This window comes from Kutzneria buriramensis (genome assembly GCF_003387475.1).
GTDB lineage: Bacteria > Actinomycetota > Actinomycetes > Mycobacteriales > Pseudonocardiaceae > Kutzneria > Kutzneria buriramensis.
On sequence record NZ_QUNO01000012.1, the window covers coordinates 217,400 to 231,846 of the forward strand.

Sequence of the window (14,447 nt, forward strand, 5' to 3'; positions counted from 1 at the left end):
CGAGGAGGAAACAGACATGGCAGAGGTCCTGGTCCTCGTCGACCACGTCGACGGCGAGGTCAAGAAGGTCACCCACGAGCTGCTCACCGCCGCCCGCCTGATCGGCGAGGCCAGCGCGGTCGTCGTCGGCGCCCCGGGCACCGCGGCGAAGCTGCGCGACGCCCTGGCCGCGCACGGCGCCGCCAAGGTCTACGTCGCCGAGTCCGACGACGCCGCCACCCAGCTGCTCACCCCCGAGGTGGACGTGCTGGCGGCGCTGGTGGCGCAGGCGTCGCCGGCGGCCGTGCTGGTCGCCGCGTCGGCCAGCGGCAAGGAGATCGCCGGCCGGCTGGCCATCCGGATCGGCTCCGGCGTGCTGGTGGACGCCACCGAGGTCAACGCCGACGCCACCGTCGGCCAGTCGATCTTCGGCGGCGCGTACAACGTCAAGGCCAAGGCCAGCAAGGGCGTGCCGGTGATCTCGGTGCGGCCGGGCGCGGTCGAGGCGGCCAACGCCGAGGGCGCGGCGGCCGAGGAGACCGTGGCGGTGCCGGCGGCCAACGCGGCCTCGGTCGTCACGATCAACAGCCGCGAGCCGCTCGCCGCGGGCGACCGCCCCGAGCTGACCGAGGCCTCGGTCGTCGTCTCCGGCGGCCGCGGCGTGGCCAGCGCCGAGAACTTCGCCGTGGTGGAGGCCCTCGCGGACGCCCTGGGCGGCGCCGTCGGCGCGTCCCGCGCGGCCGTCGACTCCGGCTACTACCCGCACCAGTTCCAGGTCGGCCAGACCGGCAAGACGGTGTCCCCGCAGCTGTACATCGCGCTGGGCATCTCCGGCGCCATCCAGCACCGGGCCGGCATGCAGACGTCCAAGACGATCGTCGCGGTGAACAAGGACGCGGAGGCGCCGATCTTCGAGATCGCCGACTTCGGCGTGGTCGGCGACCTGTTCAAGGTGGCCCCGCAGCTCACCGAGGAAGTCACGAAGCGCAAGGGCTGACGCTTTTCCGACGGGGGGCGGTTCCCATTAACATGGGTTCCGCCCCCTCGTCATTTTCAATTCACGCCCAATTCACATCGACCGGCAATTAGCGCAAGCGTCATTTTCACGTAAACGGACATACCCTTCGGAGTAGGGGTTACCCCGGGTACACCAGAAGCCATGACGCGGTCGCAACTGCTGGTCAGCAGCCCGGAAACGGCGCCGGGCACGCCCCGCTACTCGCTGCTCGTCGCGCGCGACAACGAGGAGGTGCGCGCCGCCCAGCGGCTGCGCCACCGGGTGTTCGCCGAGGAAATGGGCGCCACCCTGCATTCCATCGCGGACGGTGTGGACGCCGACGAGTTCGATGAGCGCTGCGACCACCTGGTCGTCCGTGAGGACGAGAGCGGGGAGATCGTCGGCACCTATCGGATGCTGCCGCCGGAGCACGCCGACGGCGGCCTGTACTCCGAGACCGAGTTCGACCTGCGCAACCTGGCCGCGCTGCGGCCGGCGCTGGTGGAGACCGGCCGCTCCTGTGTGCACCCGGACCACCGCAACGGCGCCGTGGTCGGCCTGGTGTGGGCCGGCATCGCCCGCTACATGCTGCTCTCCGGCCACAAGTGGCTGGCCGGCTGCGCCTCGGTGCCGCTGGCCGACGGCGGCTCGTACGCGGCCGGCGTGTGGCAGACGGTGTCCGCCAAGAACCTCTCGCCGGCGGAGTACCGGGTCACGCCGCTCAACCCGTGGGACCCGGAGTCCGTCGAGACGCCGCAGCGCACGGTCGTGCCGCCGCTGCTCAAGGGCTACCTGCGCCTGGGCGCGTGGGTCTGCGGCCGGCCGGCGCACGACCCGGACTTCGGCGTCGCCGACCTGTTCGTGCTGCTGTCCATGGAGCGCGTGGACCAGCGGTACCTCAAGTTCTTCCTGGGGCAGACCGCGTGAGCGAGCTTGCGAGCGAACCATTCGACGCAGAGCGTCCGCGAACGCGGACACCGAGCGCGCACCCCTGGATGCCGCAGTCGCCGTGTGGCGCCAGCTGCGTCACCGGCGGCGACTTCCGCCGCGTGACAGTCTTCGGCGTGGCCCTGCGGGTGATCGCGGCGCTGACCGTGCTGCTGTCCGGCCTGCTAGTCGTGGCGGCGAAGCCGGTGCTGCGGGGCAACACCCGGCACGCGGTGCGCCGCTGGTTCGCGTGCCTGGTGCGGGCCTTCGGCGTACGCATCGAGCTGCACGGCGACCCGAAGTTCCAGGCCACGCCCGGCCGCGGGGTCCTCGTCGTCAGCAACCACGTGTCCTGGCTGGACTCGCTGGTGCTCGACGCGGTGCAGCCGATGGCGATGGTCGCCAAGTCCGACATCAAGGGCTGGCCGGTGCTCGGCGGCCTGATCTCCGCCGCCGGCTCGGTGTTCATCGACCGGGAGCGGCTGACCAGGCTGCCCGAGACGGTGTCCGACCTGACCGCCGCGCTGCGGGCAGGGCTGGCGATCGGCGCCAACCCCGAGGGCACCACCTGGTGCGGCATCTCCTCGGGAAGGTTCCGCCCGGCGCTGTTCCAGTCGGCCCTGGACGCCGGCGTGCCGGTCCGTCCGGTGGCGCTGCGCTACCGCGTCGCCGACGGCACCACCGCGCGTCCGGCGGCCTTCGTGGGACCCGAGGACCTGGTCACCTCGATGCGTCGGGCGTTGCGGCTGCGGGGCCTGGTCGTCGAGGTGCACGTGCTGCCCGAGATCGCCCCCGGCCGCGCGGAGAACCGTCGTGACCTGGCCGGACTCGCCGAGGCAGCGGTGTCCGAAGCGCTGGGAACGACAGTTGCTTTGCACAAAGAACTGGACCTACAGCGGGCTTGAGGTAGCAAAGTAACGGCGTGAGCGTTGTAGAGGGGACGAAAAAGCCGAGCGTGCTGTGGGCGCCGGACCGATGGGCGGCGACGACCGGCCTGCTGATGCTGGTGACGCTGGCGGCGTTCGAGCAGATGGGCGTGAGCACCGCGCTTCCGACGCTGGTGCACGACCTGCACGGGGAATCGCTGTACTCCTGGCCGTTCACGATGTTCCTGGCCACCGCGGTGGTCGGGAACGTGCTGGGCGGCCGGCTGTGTGACCGGCGCGGACCGGCGCCGGTGCTGATGGCTGCGCCGCTGCTGTTCGCGCTGGGCCTGGTGGTGGCCGGCAGCTCGCACGAGATGACGCAGCTGCTCGTCGGCCGGGCGTTGCAGGGCATCGGCGGCGGCGCGCAGATCGTCGCGCTGTACGTGCTGATCGCGCTGGTGTTCCCGGAGCGGGACCGGCCGGTCGCGTTCGGGGCGCTGTCGGCGGCGTGGGTGGTGCCGTCGCTGATCGGCCCGACCATCGCCGGCCTGGTGACCCAGTACCTGAACTGGCGGTGGATCTTCCTCGGCCTGGCGCCGCTGGTGCTGATCGGCTGGGCGCTGGTGGTGGTCGTGCTGCGTCGGCTGCCGGCGTTCGTGCCGTCGGAGTCGGGGCAGCGCCGACGGGGCCTCACGATCGCCGCGGTGGCCGCCGCCGTCGGGCTGGCCGTGCTGAGCTGGGCCGGCGACCACCCGAACGTCGTCGGCATCGTGGTGGTGCTGGTGGGACTGGCCTTCGTGGTGCCGGCCCTGCGGGTGCTGCTGCCCAAGGGCACCCTGAGTGTGCGGCCGGGCCTGCCCAGCGTCGTCCTGGCCCGGAGCCTGCTGTCCGGCGCGTTCTTCGGCAGCCAGATCTTCCTGCCGCTGGTGCTGCAGCAGGTCCACGGCTTCTCACCGGCGCTGGCCGGCGTGCCGCTGACCATCGCGGCGCTGGGCTGGTCGGGGGCGTCCTGGTGGCAGGGCCGGCATCCGGACATCGCCCGGCCGCTGCTGATGCGCCGAGGCTTCCTCTTCATCACATTGGGGCTGGTGTTGGTGACGTTCGTCGCACCCGTATGGGGGCCGCCGTGGGTGGCGGCGCCGGCGTGGGTGTTCGCCGGTCTCGGCATGGGGCTGGCGGTGTCGAGCGTGTCGGTGCTCGTGCTGAAGCTGTCGCCGGAGCAGGACCGGGGCTTCAACTCGGCCGCATTGCAGCTGTCCGACCTGTTCGGGCAGTCCTTGTTCGTGGGGCTGGGCGGCGTGCTGGTGGCCCAACTCGGCCCGACGCTGGGCTGGCCGCCGCTGAACGCCGTGCTGGCCGCGTGCACTCTGTTCGGGGCGCTGGTGCTGAGCCGTCGGGCCGCAAGCAATTCGTGAACCGTCACGCGGACGGGCTACCCTTGTCCACGCGATGGCTTATCTCGACCATGCCGCCACCACTCCCATGCATCCGCTGGCAGTGGCGGCGATGACCGAGGCGTTGTCCACCCTGGGCAACGCCTCGTCGCTGCACACCTCCGGCCGCCGCGCGCGGCGCGCCGTCGAGGAGGCCCGCGAGGACATCGCCGACGCGCTGGGCGCCCGGCCGTCCGAGGTGATCTTCACCGCGGGCGGCACGGAGAGCGACAACCTCGCCGTGAAGGGCATCTACTGGGCCCGGGAGCGGCCGCGGGTGCTGGCCTCGACCGTGGAGCACCACGCGGTGCTGGACGCCGTGCAGTGGCTGGGCGAGGACGCCGTCGGCTGGCTCGAGGTCGACGGGCACGGTCGGGTGCAGCCGTGGACGCTGGCCGAGGATCTCGACACTGCGTCTGACCACGAGGCGATCGGCCTCGTCACGATCATGTGGGCCAACAACGAGGTCGGCACCATCAACCCGATCCGCGAGTTGGCGGAGGTCGCCGCTGCGCATGGGGTGCCGCTGCACACCGACGCGGTGCAGGCGGTCGGGTCGGTGCCGGTGGACTTCGCCGAGTCCGGGGCGTCCGCGTTGACGCTGACCGGGCACAAGCTCGGCGGCCCGTACGGGGTCGGTGCGCTGTTGCTCAAGCGGGACGTCAAGTGCACCCCGCTGCTGCACGGCGGCGGGCAGGAGCGCGACGTGCACTCCGGGACGCTGAACGTGCCGGCGATCGTCGGCTTCGCGGCGGCGGTGCGCGCGTCCGTCGAGGACGACTCGGCCCGGGTCCGCGCGCTGCGCGACGAGCTGGTGGCGGCGGTCAAGCGGGCCGTGCCGGACGCGGTGCTCAACGGCGACCCGGTGGACCGGCTGCCCGGCAACGCGCACTTCACGTTCCCCGGCTGCGAGGGCGACAGCCTGCTGATGTTGTTGGACGCCAAGGGAATCGAGTGTTCCACCGGCTCCGCCTGCACGGCCGGCGTGGCGCAGCCCAGCCACGTGCTGCTGGCCATGGGCCTGGAGCCGGCGGCCGCCCGCGGCTCGCTGAGGTTCTCGCTCGGGCACACGTCGACGTCGGAGGACGTCGCGGCGCTGGCGGAGGCGATCGGGCCGGCGGTGGAACGGGCGCGCAACGCGGGTATCGCCGGCATGCGGCGGTCGGGCTCCACGGTGAGGATGTGACGATGCGGGTACTGGCGGCGATGAGCGGCGGCGTGGACTCCGCCGTGGCCGCGGCGCGGGCCGTCGAGGCCGGGCACGAGGTGGTCGGCGTGCACCTGGCGCTGTCGGCCAAGCCCGGCACGCTGCGCACCGGGGCCCGCGGCTGCTGCACCGTCGAGGACGCGCACGACGCCCGGCGGGCCGCCGACGTGCTCGGGATTCCCTTCTACGTCTGGGACTTCGCCGAGCGCTTCACCGAGGACGTGATCGAGGACTTCGTCGCCGAGTACGCCGCCGGGCGCACCCCCAACCCGTGCCTGCGCTGCAACGAGAAGATCAAGTTCGAGGCGCTGCTGGACAAGGCGATCGCGCTCGGCTTCGACGCCGTCTGCACCGGGCACTACGCCCAGCTGTCCACTGTGGACGGCCGGCCGGAGCTGCGCCGGGCGGTGGACGAGGGCAAGGACCAGTCCTACGTGCTCGCCTCGTTGACCGAGGACCAGCTGGCGCACGCCATGTTCCCGCTCGGTGACACCGTCAAGGAGCAGGTCCGGGCCGAGGCCGCCACCCGTGGGCTGGCCGTCGCCGCCAAGCCCGACAGCCACGACATCTGCTTCATTCCCGACGGCGACACCCGGTCCTTTCTCACCGACAAGCTCGGTGAGCAGGCCGGCCTGCTCGTCGACGACGAGACCGGCGCCGTGCTGGGCCGGCACACCGGCGTGCACGGATTCACCGTCGGCCAGCGGCACGGGCTCGGCATCGACGCCCCTGCCCCCGACGGCCGTCCGCGCTACGTGCTCGCGCTGGAGCCGGTCAGCGGCACCGTGCGGGTCGGCTCCGCCGCCAAGCTCGACGTCACCGCCATCGACGCCGCGCGGCCGGTCGTGCACGTCGACTGGGACGGGCTCGTCGAGTGCACCGCCCAGGTTCGGGCCCACGGCGGCACCGCATCGGCCGTCGCGGAGGTCGTCGACGGCACCGTGCGGGTAACCCTGCGGGAGCCGCTCCGCGGCGTCGCCCCAGGGCAGGCCGTGGTCCTCTACCGGGACGACGTCGTGCTGGCGTCGGCCACCATCACCGGCACTCGCTGACGGCTAGGCCGTCGCCCACTTGTCCCAGGTCTCCAGCCACACCTTGGTGTCCTCGGGACGGCCGTCCAAGGTCACCCGCTCCCACGCCAGCTGCGCGTCCCGGCTGGACACCGGCTGGCCGAGCACGGCGTAGCGGATGGTCTCGTCCACGGCGAGGTCGGCCAGCCGCTTGTCGCTGAACCACTCGGCCCGGTCGGCCAGCCGGGTCAGCTGGTTGACCACGGAGGTCACGGTCCGGTTGGCGGCCTCCCGGCTGAGCCGGCCGCTGCGCTCCAGCTCCCGCACGGCCCGCTGCCACATCGGCCCGTAGAGCCGGCCGTCGCCGACCCGGCGGCGGGGCAGCCGGCCCTCGCGGGCGGCCTCCCGGTGCCGGACCTGGAAGCCGAGGAGCTCCTCGATCAGGGTGCGGTAGACGTCCAGGCCGGTCATGGCCGGCAGCTCGGGCACCGGCCGGCGGCGGTGCGCCTCGATCAGCCGGGCGATCCACTCGCCGCGCCGCTCCAGGTACGGCCGCAGGTCGCCGACGGTGGCCAGCCGCAGGTGGGTGGGGGCGACGCCACGCGCGACCACCGTGACCACGACGTCGGAGACGGTGAACCGGGCTGTCCACAGCGGGCCCTCCCGGTAGATGGGGCCGGTCAGCTCGGCCCCGTCCACGACGGTGATGGTGTCGGAGAACTCGGCCTCGCCGTCCTCGGGATCCTCCACGCCGGCGTGGTCGACGATGCGGTTGTGCTCGTCGTCCAGCATCCGGCGCAGCGCCCCGGCGGCCTCGTCGTCGGCGGGCAGCGCGGTGTTGATGGACAGGTGGGGGCCGCCCTGGGCCAGCGGGTCGCCGTAGGCCAGGGTGATCTCCTCGGCCGACGAGTCCGACAGCGAGGTCAGCACGCCCAGGCCCAGGTCGGGTTCGGCCAGGCCGTACACGGGGAAGGACGGTCTGGGCGCGATCTCCTCGGCGTCCCGCAGCGCCGTGCGCCGCAGCCGCGCGATCCACTCCTCGTCCGACTCCATGCCACCCATCCAACACGTTCTGCCTGCGGTTCCGCGATGAAAAAGTCGCAAACGTTCGCTTTCTCCACCGAACGGCGGCGCGCCCGCACCGACGGACACGAGAGCGTCACGATGTGTAGGTCACGGTCCGATGGTCCTCCCGCTCGGGTGTGAGGAGCGTTACGGTCCCTGGTCTGGACCGGTCGGGGCGGTCCGGACCGGACCGAACCCGTCCATGACCAGCAGGGGGAAGAACAGATGCCCTTCTCGCCCAAGCCCTCCGGCGCCGAGATCTCCCGCCGCCAGCTGCTCTCCCGTGCCGCGGCGCTCGCGGTCCTGGCCGGCCCGACGGCCGGCCTGCTGAGCGCGTGCGCCGGCGGTGGCAGCGGCGGCTCGTCGGCGTCCGGCACCAAGAGCGCGACCAACCCGTTCGGCGTGGCCACCGACGCCCCGCTCGACGTGGTCATCTTCGACGGCGGCTTCGGCGACGCGTACGCCAAGTACGACGTCAACCTGTACAAGAAGGCGTTCCCCAGCGCGAACGCCGCGGTCAAGTCGACCCAGAAGATCTCCGATCAGCTGCAGCCGCGCTTCGCCAACGGCACGCCGCCGGACGTGATCGACGACTCCGGCGACAACCAGATCAAGCCGGGCACGCTGGTCACCAGCAACGCGCTGACCGACCTGCAGCCGCTGCTGGACGCGCCGAGCTACGACGATCCGAACGTCAAGGTCAGGGACACCCTGCTGCCGGGCGTGCTGGACGTCGGCACCTACAACGGCAAGGTGTACCTGCTCAACTACAGCTACACCGCATACGGCCTCTGGTACAACAAGAAGCTGTTCGACTCGAAGGGCTGGACGCCGCCCAAGACGTGGAACGACTTCAAGACGCTGGCCCCGCAGATCAAGGCGGCCGGCATCGCGCCGTGGGTGCACGCCGGCAAGTACCCGTACTACATGGGCGTGCCGATCATGGACTGGATCGGCAAGGCCGGCGGCAACCAGGTCCTGATCGACATCGACAACCTCAAGCCCAACGCCTGGCGCGTGGACGCGGTGAAGGCCTCGCTGAACGCCGTCGTCGACATGGTGCACAACGGCTGGGTGCTGCCCGGCGCCGAGGGCATGAGCCACATCGAGTCGCAGCAGGCGTTCCTGGACGGCAAGGCCGCCTTCATCCCGGTCGGCACCTGGTTCGAGAACGAGATGCGCAAGACCATCCCGGCCGGCACCGAGCTGACCCTGGTCGCCATGCCGGACCTCACCGACAAGGACGCGCAGCCCTACGGCACGCTGCGGGCCGAGGCCGGCGAGCCGTTCATCGTGCCGGTCAAGGCCAAGAACCAGGCCGGCGGCCTGGAGTTCCTGCGGGTCATGCTGAGCAAGGACGCGGCCAAGAACTTCGCGCAGGCCACCAGCTCGCTGTCCATCGTCAAGGGCTCGGCCGACAGCGTGACCACCTCCACCGCGCTGACCTCGGCCAACAAGGCGGTGCAGGCGGCCGGCGAGAACCTGCTGCACTACCGCTCGGTCACCGACTGGTACCCGACGCTGATCAACGAGTGGGAGGCGGCCACCGGCGAGCTGATGGCCGGCCGCTTCACCGCCGACCAGTGGATCGACAAGGTCCAGGCCGCGGCCGACAAGGTCGCCGGCGACAGCTCGATCCAGAAGTACCACCGGGACAAGTAACCGATGAAATTTCGTCGTCTGCCCTTCATCGCGGGCTTCCTGGTCGTCCCCGTCGTGCTGTACGTGATCTTCGTCGTCTCGCCGTTCGTGCAGACGATCTTCTACTCGTTCACGGACTGGGGTGGCCTGACCGACACGCAGAACTTCATCGGCATCGACAACTACGTGCGGATCTTCTCCGACGACATCTTCGTCGGGGCGATCCTGCACAACGCGTTCCTGTTGGTGCTGATGCCCGTGGTGACGATCCTGCTGGCGCTGTTCCTCGCGTTCATGCTCAACGTGGGCGGGCGCGGGGACAGCGCCGGGATCCGGGGCGTGCGCGGCTCCGGCGTGTACAAGGTGGTGCTGTTCTTCCCGCAGGTGCTGTCGGTGGCGATCATCGTGGTGCTGTTCCAGTCGGTGTTCCGCACCGACGGGCGCGGCCTGCTCAACGCGCTGCTGATGGCGGTCGGCCTGGTCAGTCCGAACGACCCGGTGCAGTGGTTCAACAGCCCGACGCTGGTGCTGTGGTGCCTGCTGGCGGTGATGGTGTGGAGCGGGGTCGGCTTCTACATGGTGCTGTTCTCGGCGGCCATGCAGTCGATCCCGCGGGAGATCTACGAGGCGGCGCTGCTGGACGGGGCCACCCGGGGCGCCACCTTCTTCCGCATCACGCTGCCGCTGCTGTGGGAGAACATCTCGGTGGCCTGGGTGTATCTGGGCTTCATCGCCCTGGACGGGTTCGCGCTGGTCACCGGCCTGACCCCGGACACGGGCGGTGGCGGCCCCGACCACGCCAGCGAGCTGATCTCCAACGTGCTCTACCGAACCGCGTTCACCCAGGGCAAGTTCGGCCTGGCCTGCGCCATGGGCGTTGCCCTGGCCGTGTTCTCGCTGCTGCTGGCCATCGTGCAGCTGCGGGTCACCCGGCGCGACCGCATCGAGTTCTGAGGGAGGCTGACCCATGACCCAGCTCGTCACGGCCGAGCCGACCGCTCCCGAGGAGCAGCCCGAGACGGCGAAGCCGCCGCGCGGCCAGTTCGGCGTGGTGAACGTGTTCTCGCAGGGTTTCCTGCTGCTGTGGGCGGCGATGGTGGTGCTGCCGCTGCTGTGGGCGGTGATGTCCTCGTTCAAGACGGACAAGGAGATCCTGTCCAGCCCGTGGTCGCTGCCGGCGTCCCCGCAGTGGGACAACTTCGCCCGCGCCTGGAGCAGCGGGCACATCGGCACGTTCTTCCTGAACACGGTGATCGTGCTGGCCGGCGGCGTGACCATCACCATGGTGGTCGGGGCGATGGCGGCCTACGTGCTGGCCCGCTACTCGTTCCCGGGCAACCGGATCATCTACTACGGCTTCGTGGCCGGGCTGACGCTGCCGATCTTCCTGGCCCTGGTGCCGCTGTTCAAGATCGTCGGCAACCTCGGCAACCTGCCGGTGGTCGGGCCGTACCTCGGGCTCAACTCCTACCTGGGCCTGATCCTGGTGTACGTGGCGTTCTCGCTGCCGTTCACGGTGTTCTTCCTGCACTCCTTCTTCCGCACGCTGCCCACGGAGATCGCGGAGGCGGGGCTGCTCGACGGCGCCGGGCACGCGACGCTGTTCGCCCGGGTGATGCTGCCGATGGCCCGGCCGGGCCTGATCAGCATCGGCATCTTCAACGTGATCGGCCAGTGGAACCAGTACCTGCTGCCGCTGGTGCTGCTCCAGCCGCAGTCCAGCTTCGACACCGACCACTCGGTGCTCGCGGAGGGCCTGCTCAACCTGGCCGTCACGCAGGGCTACAAGTCGGACTGGTCGGGCCTGTTCGCCGGCATGACCATCGCCATGCTGCCGATGCTGGCGGTCTACGTGCTGTTCCAGCGGCAGGTGCAGGCCGGACTGACGGCTGGAACGCTCAAGTAGCTGCAACCCCGGAGGCTGCTCGCACCGTCCTGGTGACATGCGAGCAGCCTCTGTGGTTCTAGCGGTGTCAGCGATCCTCGTCGCCGGCTGCGGCTCGCGTGTGCCGCCCGAGTCGCCGCCGGCCCAGACGACCACAACGGCGGCCTGTCAGTCGCCGAGCCAGATCACCATGGCGGACAACGGTCACACCGTCTGCGCGACGGTCGGGACCAAGTTCTCCGTGAAGCTGCCGGACGACGGCAAGGGCCACTGGTCGGCGCTGACCAGCGACTCCGACGCCGTGGACGTCCTGCTGCTCACCGGGTCGCCGCCGATCAGCGGCACCCAGGCGGACTTCGTGGCCCGGCACAAGGGAACCGCGAAGCTCACCTCCAGCCGGCCGGTGTGCCCGTCCACCCCGCCCGGCGGCATGAGCTGCAAGTCGTTGCAGGCCTTCACGGTGACGGTCACCGTCCCGTAGTCCACGGTGGACGGGGTGGGCCTGCCGCCCACCCCGTCCACATTCACGTCAGCTCAGGGTCAATGCCGTGTCGTCGAGGACGAACGACGTCTGGAGCGAGCTGTCCTCGGTTCCGGAGAAGCTGACCGTGACGGTCTGCCCGGCCAGCGCCGAGACGTCGAAGCTGCGCAGCGTGTAGCCGCTGGCCGCGTTGACGTTGGAGTAGGTCGCCAGCGTCGTCGAGCCGGCCTTGACGGTCAGCTTGTCGTACGCCGTCGAACCGGTCTCGGCGGTGTCGATGTGCAGGTAGAACGACAGCGTGGCGTGGCAGCCGGCCGGGATGGACACCGACTGCGTCAGCGTGTCGGTGTGCGTGCTGCCGTAGCCGTCGAGCCAGGCGTTCCAGGTGCCGGAGTGGGTCGGCTCCTGGGACCCGTTCTGGCCGATCACACCGGAGGAGGCGCTCCACACCGTGTTGCCGGACTCGAAGCCGGGGTTGCCCAGCTTCTGGCCGGAGCAGCCGCCGCCACCGGCGGGGGAGATGGTCCAGCCGAACGAGGTCGACGCGGTCGCGCCGGCGGCGTCGCGCACGGTGGCGTTGACGGTGTAGTTGCCGGCGGTGCTGGGCGTGCCCGAGATCAAGCCGCCGGAGCTGATCGACAGGCCGGCGGGCAGGCCGGTCGCCGACCAGCTGTACGGGGTGGTGCCGCCGGTCGCGGACAGCTGGAGGCTCGCCGCCGTGCCGACCACGCCGCTCTGGCTGCCCGGGTTGCTGGCGCTCAGGCCGGTGCCGCCGCCACCGCCGATGATGGTGTGCGAGGTGTCGCACCGGTTGGTGTCGTTGGACCAGGTGCCCTGCTCGGCGTACGAGCCGTTGCCCATGCTGACGTTGGTCGCGCCGCCCTGCGTGCCCGGGTTGAGCCACGCGCACTCGTCGGCGTTCTCCTCACCGGAGCTGGCCGTCCAGCCGCCGGCCGGGTTCTGGTCGGTGATGGTCTCCGAGTACTCGTGACCCTCGACCATGGTGTAGCCGTCGATGGTGCCGCTGGAGCCCGAGTTGACGAAGTTCTGGCCGCAGCTGGTGCCCTGGTCCATCACGTACGGCATGTTGGTGAACGCGATGTCGCCGTAGGGCGAGGACACCGCCCCGCCGGACAGGGTGGAGTCGCCGTTGTAGTCGTGCCAGGCGCAGAAGCCGCCCGTCTTGTAGTTGTCGGGGTCGGTGCCCTTGGGCGAGAGGATCACGTACTGGGCGTACCGGTTGGCGGCGGCGGTGGTGTTGCCGAAGTGCGCGGCCGCGTTCACCGCTTCCACGCCGATCTGGTGCCCGCTGGACGCGGCCGGCGAGGATGTGGAGTTGTCGTACCAGACGCCGGCGTACGCGCCGCCGGTCGGATACCCGACGTGCGCGGCGCTCGCCGGGCACGAGGTGGCGCCGGTGGACACGCCTTCGCAGTACTGGGTCATCACGCCGGACCACGCCTCGTTGCCGGTGCCGAGGCCCTTGAACATGTTCTGCAGCTTGGGCGCGCCGCCCGCCGAGTCGGACGAGAAGGTCAGATTGCCGTTCGCGTCGGTGCCCTGGCTGCCCCACTGGCTGCCCCAGAACACCAGGTAGACCTTCTCGTGGCCGCTGGTGACGCCGATGCCGTCGATGCCGCCGCCGTAGGCGAGGGTGTTGCCGGCGGCCGTCGCGTCGGGTGTGGCGGTCGGGTGCGCCGCCTCGTAGTCCTTGATCTTGCCGAGTTGTTCCCGGGTTGGCACCGCGCCGTGACGGTAGGTGTGGCCGTAGGCGGGTGAGTAGGGATTGCCTGCCGTCGACGCCGCGGCGGTGGCCGCGAGGCCGAGCAGGGGCAGCGACGCGACGCCGACGAGCGCGACGAGTCTTCGGGATAGGGCGCGCACTGTTCCTCCGCAGGGTGTGTGGTGCGTACGCCGGTGGGATGCCGGCGTTCGGAGGTGTCTACCCTGCGGATTTCGGTCGTGGTGGCACTGTTGTGTCAGTGGCGCGATAGTGCCGCTGAACAGCCGAAACTGTTAACTAACAGCGGCTGTCCACGCGCTGTTGGCGCCGCACAGCACGATGCATGGCAGCTGCGCCGGCACCCGGTCGGCCAGCCACGCCGCGAGCGGTGCCGCGGCGGCGGGCTCCACCGCGATGCGGAACTCCTCCCACAGGAAGTCCTGTGCGGCAAGGAGTTCCGCGTCGGACACGAGCACCGACCGGGTTCGCGGCGAGTTGAGGATGGCGAACGGCAGGTCGCCGACGCGGGTCGCGCCCAGCGCCGAGGCGGCGACGGAGTCGACCGCGGTGTCGACGGGCCGGCCGGCCGCGAGCGCCGCGTGCAGGGCGTGGCAGCCCTCGGGCTCGACCGCCACGGTCGTCCGGTCGCCGATCGCCAGCGCGGTGCCGGCGGCCAGTCCGCCGCCACCGACAGCGACCAGGACGGCGTCCACGTCGGGCGCGTCGGCGACGATCTCCGCGCCCATGGTCCCTTGGCCGGCGATCACGTCCGGGTGGTCGTACGCCGGTAGGTAACGTTCTCCCGCACCCACCGCACTCAAGGCCGCCTTCGCCGCGTCCGAGTAGACGGCGCCGTGGCGGACGAGCTTCGCCCCAGCGGCCTCGATGCGCCGGGTCTTGGACTCGGGGGCGAGCTCCGGCACGTACACGGTCGCGGGAATCCCGAGCAGCCCGGCGGCGGTGGCCACGGCGAGGCCGTGGTTGCCGCCGGAGGCCGTCACGACCCGCGCCGGCCGCTCGCCCCGCAGCAGCGCGTTGACCGCGCCGCGCAGCTTGAACGAGCCGCTGAGCTGGAGATGTTCGAGCTTCAACACCACCGGTCGGCCGCGCAGCGACGTCCGAAGCACCGGCGTGCGCCGGACGTGCGGGCGGATCCGTGCGGCTGCGGCGGCCACCTCGGCGGCCGGGACGAACGTTGTCATGAGGCCAACCCTGACCCCGCGGGGCCATAAT

General features: G+C 71.0%; 13 protein-coding genes. 10 read left to right on the plus strand and 3 right to left on the minus strand.

The features are described from left to right. Positions 1-16 precede the first annotated feature (16 nt). The 6 genes from BCF44_RS32835 to mnmA all read left to right on the plus strand — a co-directional run bounded on the left by BCF44_RS32835 (position 17) and on the right by mnmA (position 6,461). On the plus strand, positions 17-976 hold the full coding sequence (locus BCF44_RS32835; RefSeq protein ID WP_116178312.1) for an electron transfer flavoprotein subunit alpha/FixB family protein: 960 nt from the start codon (positions 17-19) through the stop codon (positions 974-976). Positions 977-1,138: 162 nt separating this feature from the next. Beyond that, a complete protein-coding gene (locus BCF44_RS32840; protein WP_116178313.1) occupies positions 1,139-1,903 on the plus strand; it encodes a GNAT family N-acetyltransferase in 765 nt (254 codons plus the stop codon). 122 nt (positions 1,904-2,025) lie between these two features. Next, on the plus strand, positions 2,026-2,808 hold the full coding sequence (locus tag BCF44_RS32845; protein ID WP_246015855.1) for a lysophospholipid acyltransferase family protein: 783 nt from the start codon (positions 2,026-2,028) through the stop codon (positions 2,806-2,808). 17 nt (positions 2,809-2,825) lie between these two features. Further along, a complete protein-coding gene (locus BCF44_RS32850) occupies positions 2,826-4,184 on the plus strand; it encodes an MFS transporter (RefSeq protein ID WP_246015857.1) in 1,359 nt (452 codons plus the stop codon). A gap of 34 nt (positions 4,185-4,218) precedes the next feature. Further along, on the plus strand, positions 4,219-5,388 hold the full coding sequence (locus BCF44_RS32855; RefSeq protein ID WP_116178315.1) for a cysteine desulfurase family protein: 1,170 nt from the start codon (positions 4,219-4,221) through the stop codon (positions 5,386-5,388). 2 nt (positions 5,389-5,390) lie between these two features. Beyond that, on the plus strand, positions 5,391-6,461 hold the full coding sequence (mnmA, locus tag BCF44_RS32860) for a tRNA 2-thiouridine(34) synthase MnmA (RefSeq protein WP_116178316.1): 1,071 nt from the start codon (positions 5,391-5,393) through the stop codon (positions 6,459-6,461). A gap of 3 nt (positions 6,462-6,464) precedes the next feature. On the opposite strand, the gene BCF44_RS32865 is transcribed toward mnmA, so the two are convergent. After that, on the minus strand, positions 6,465-7,472 hold the full coding sequence (locus BCF44_RS32865; protein ID WP_116178317.1) for a hypothetical protein: 1,008 nt from the start codon (positions 7,470-7,472) through the stop codon (positions 6,465-6,467). Positions 7,473-7,709: 237 nt separating this feature from the next. On the opposite strand from BCF44_RS32865, the gene ngcE reads away from it, so the two are divergent. From ngcE to BCF44_RS32885, 4 genes are all read left to right on the plus strand, one after another. After that, positions 7,710-9,146, plus strand: coding sequence for an N-acetylglucosamine/diacetylchitobiose ABC transporter substrate-binding protein (ngcE, locus tag BCF44_RS32870; protein WP_116178318.1), 1,437 nt, complete (start codon positions 7,710-7,712; stop codon positions 9,144-9,146). 3 nt (positions 9,147-9,149) lie between these two features. Then, positions 9,150-10,079, plus strand: coding sequence for a carbohydrate ABC transporter permease (locus tag BCF44_RS32875; protein WP_116178319.1), 930 nt, complete (start codon positions 9,150-9,152; stop codon positions 10,077-10,079). A gap of 13 nt (positions 10,080-10,092) precedes the next feature. Next, complete coding sequence (locus BCF44_RS32880) at positions 10,093-11,031, plus strand: carbohydrate ABC transporter permease (protein ID WP_116178320.1); 939 nt, start codon at positions 10,093-10,095, stop codon at positions 11,029-11,031. Between the two features lie 64 nt (positions 11,032-11,095). After that, positions 11,096-11,491: a hypothetical protein gene (locus BCF44_RS32885; RefSeq protein WP_116178321.1), complete on the plus strand. Its 396-nt coding sequence runs from the start codon at positions 11,096-11,098 to the stop codon at positions 11,489-11,491. Positions 11,492-11,539: 48 nt separating this feature from the next. Here the strand turns inward: BCF44_RS32885 and BCF44_RS56875 are convergent, their stop codons facing one another. Further along, positions 11,540-13,375 carry an Ig domain-containing protein gene (locus BCF44_RS56875; protein WP_211353317.1) on the minus strand — a complete coding sequence of 612 codons (1,836 nt, stop codon included), beginning with the start codon at positions 13,373-13,375 and terminating at the stop codon, positions 11,540-11,542. A 132-nt stretch (positions 13,376-13,507) separates the two neighbouring features. Next, the gene (locus tag BCF44_RS32900) at positions 13,508-14,416 is read right to left on the minus strand and encodes a serine/threonine dehydratase (protein ID WP_116178322.1); all 909 of its coding nucleotides are present in this window, start codon (positions 14,414-14,416) and stop codon (positions 13,508-13,510) included. Between the last annotated feature and the right edge of the window lie 31 nt (positions 14,417-14,447).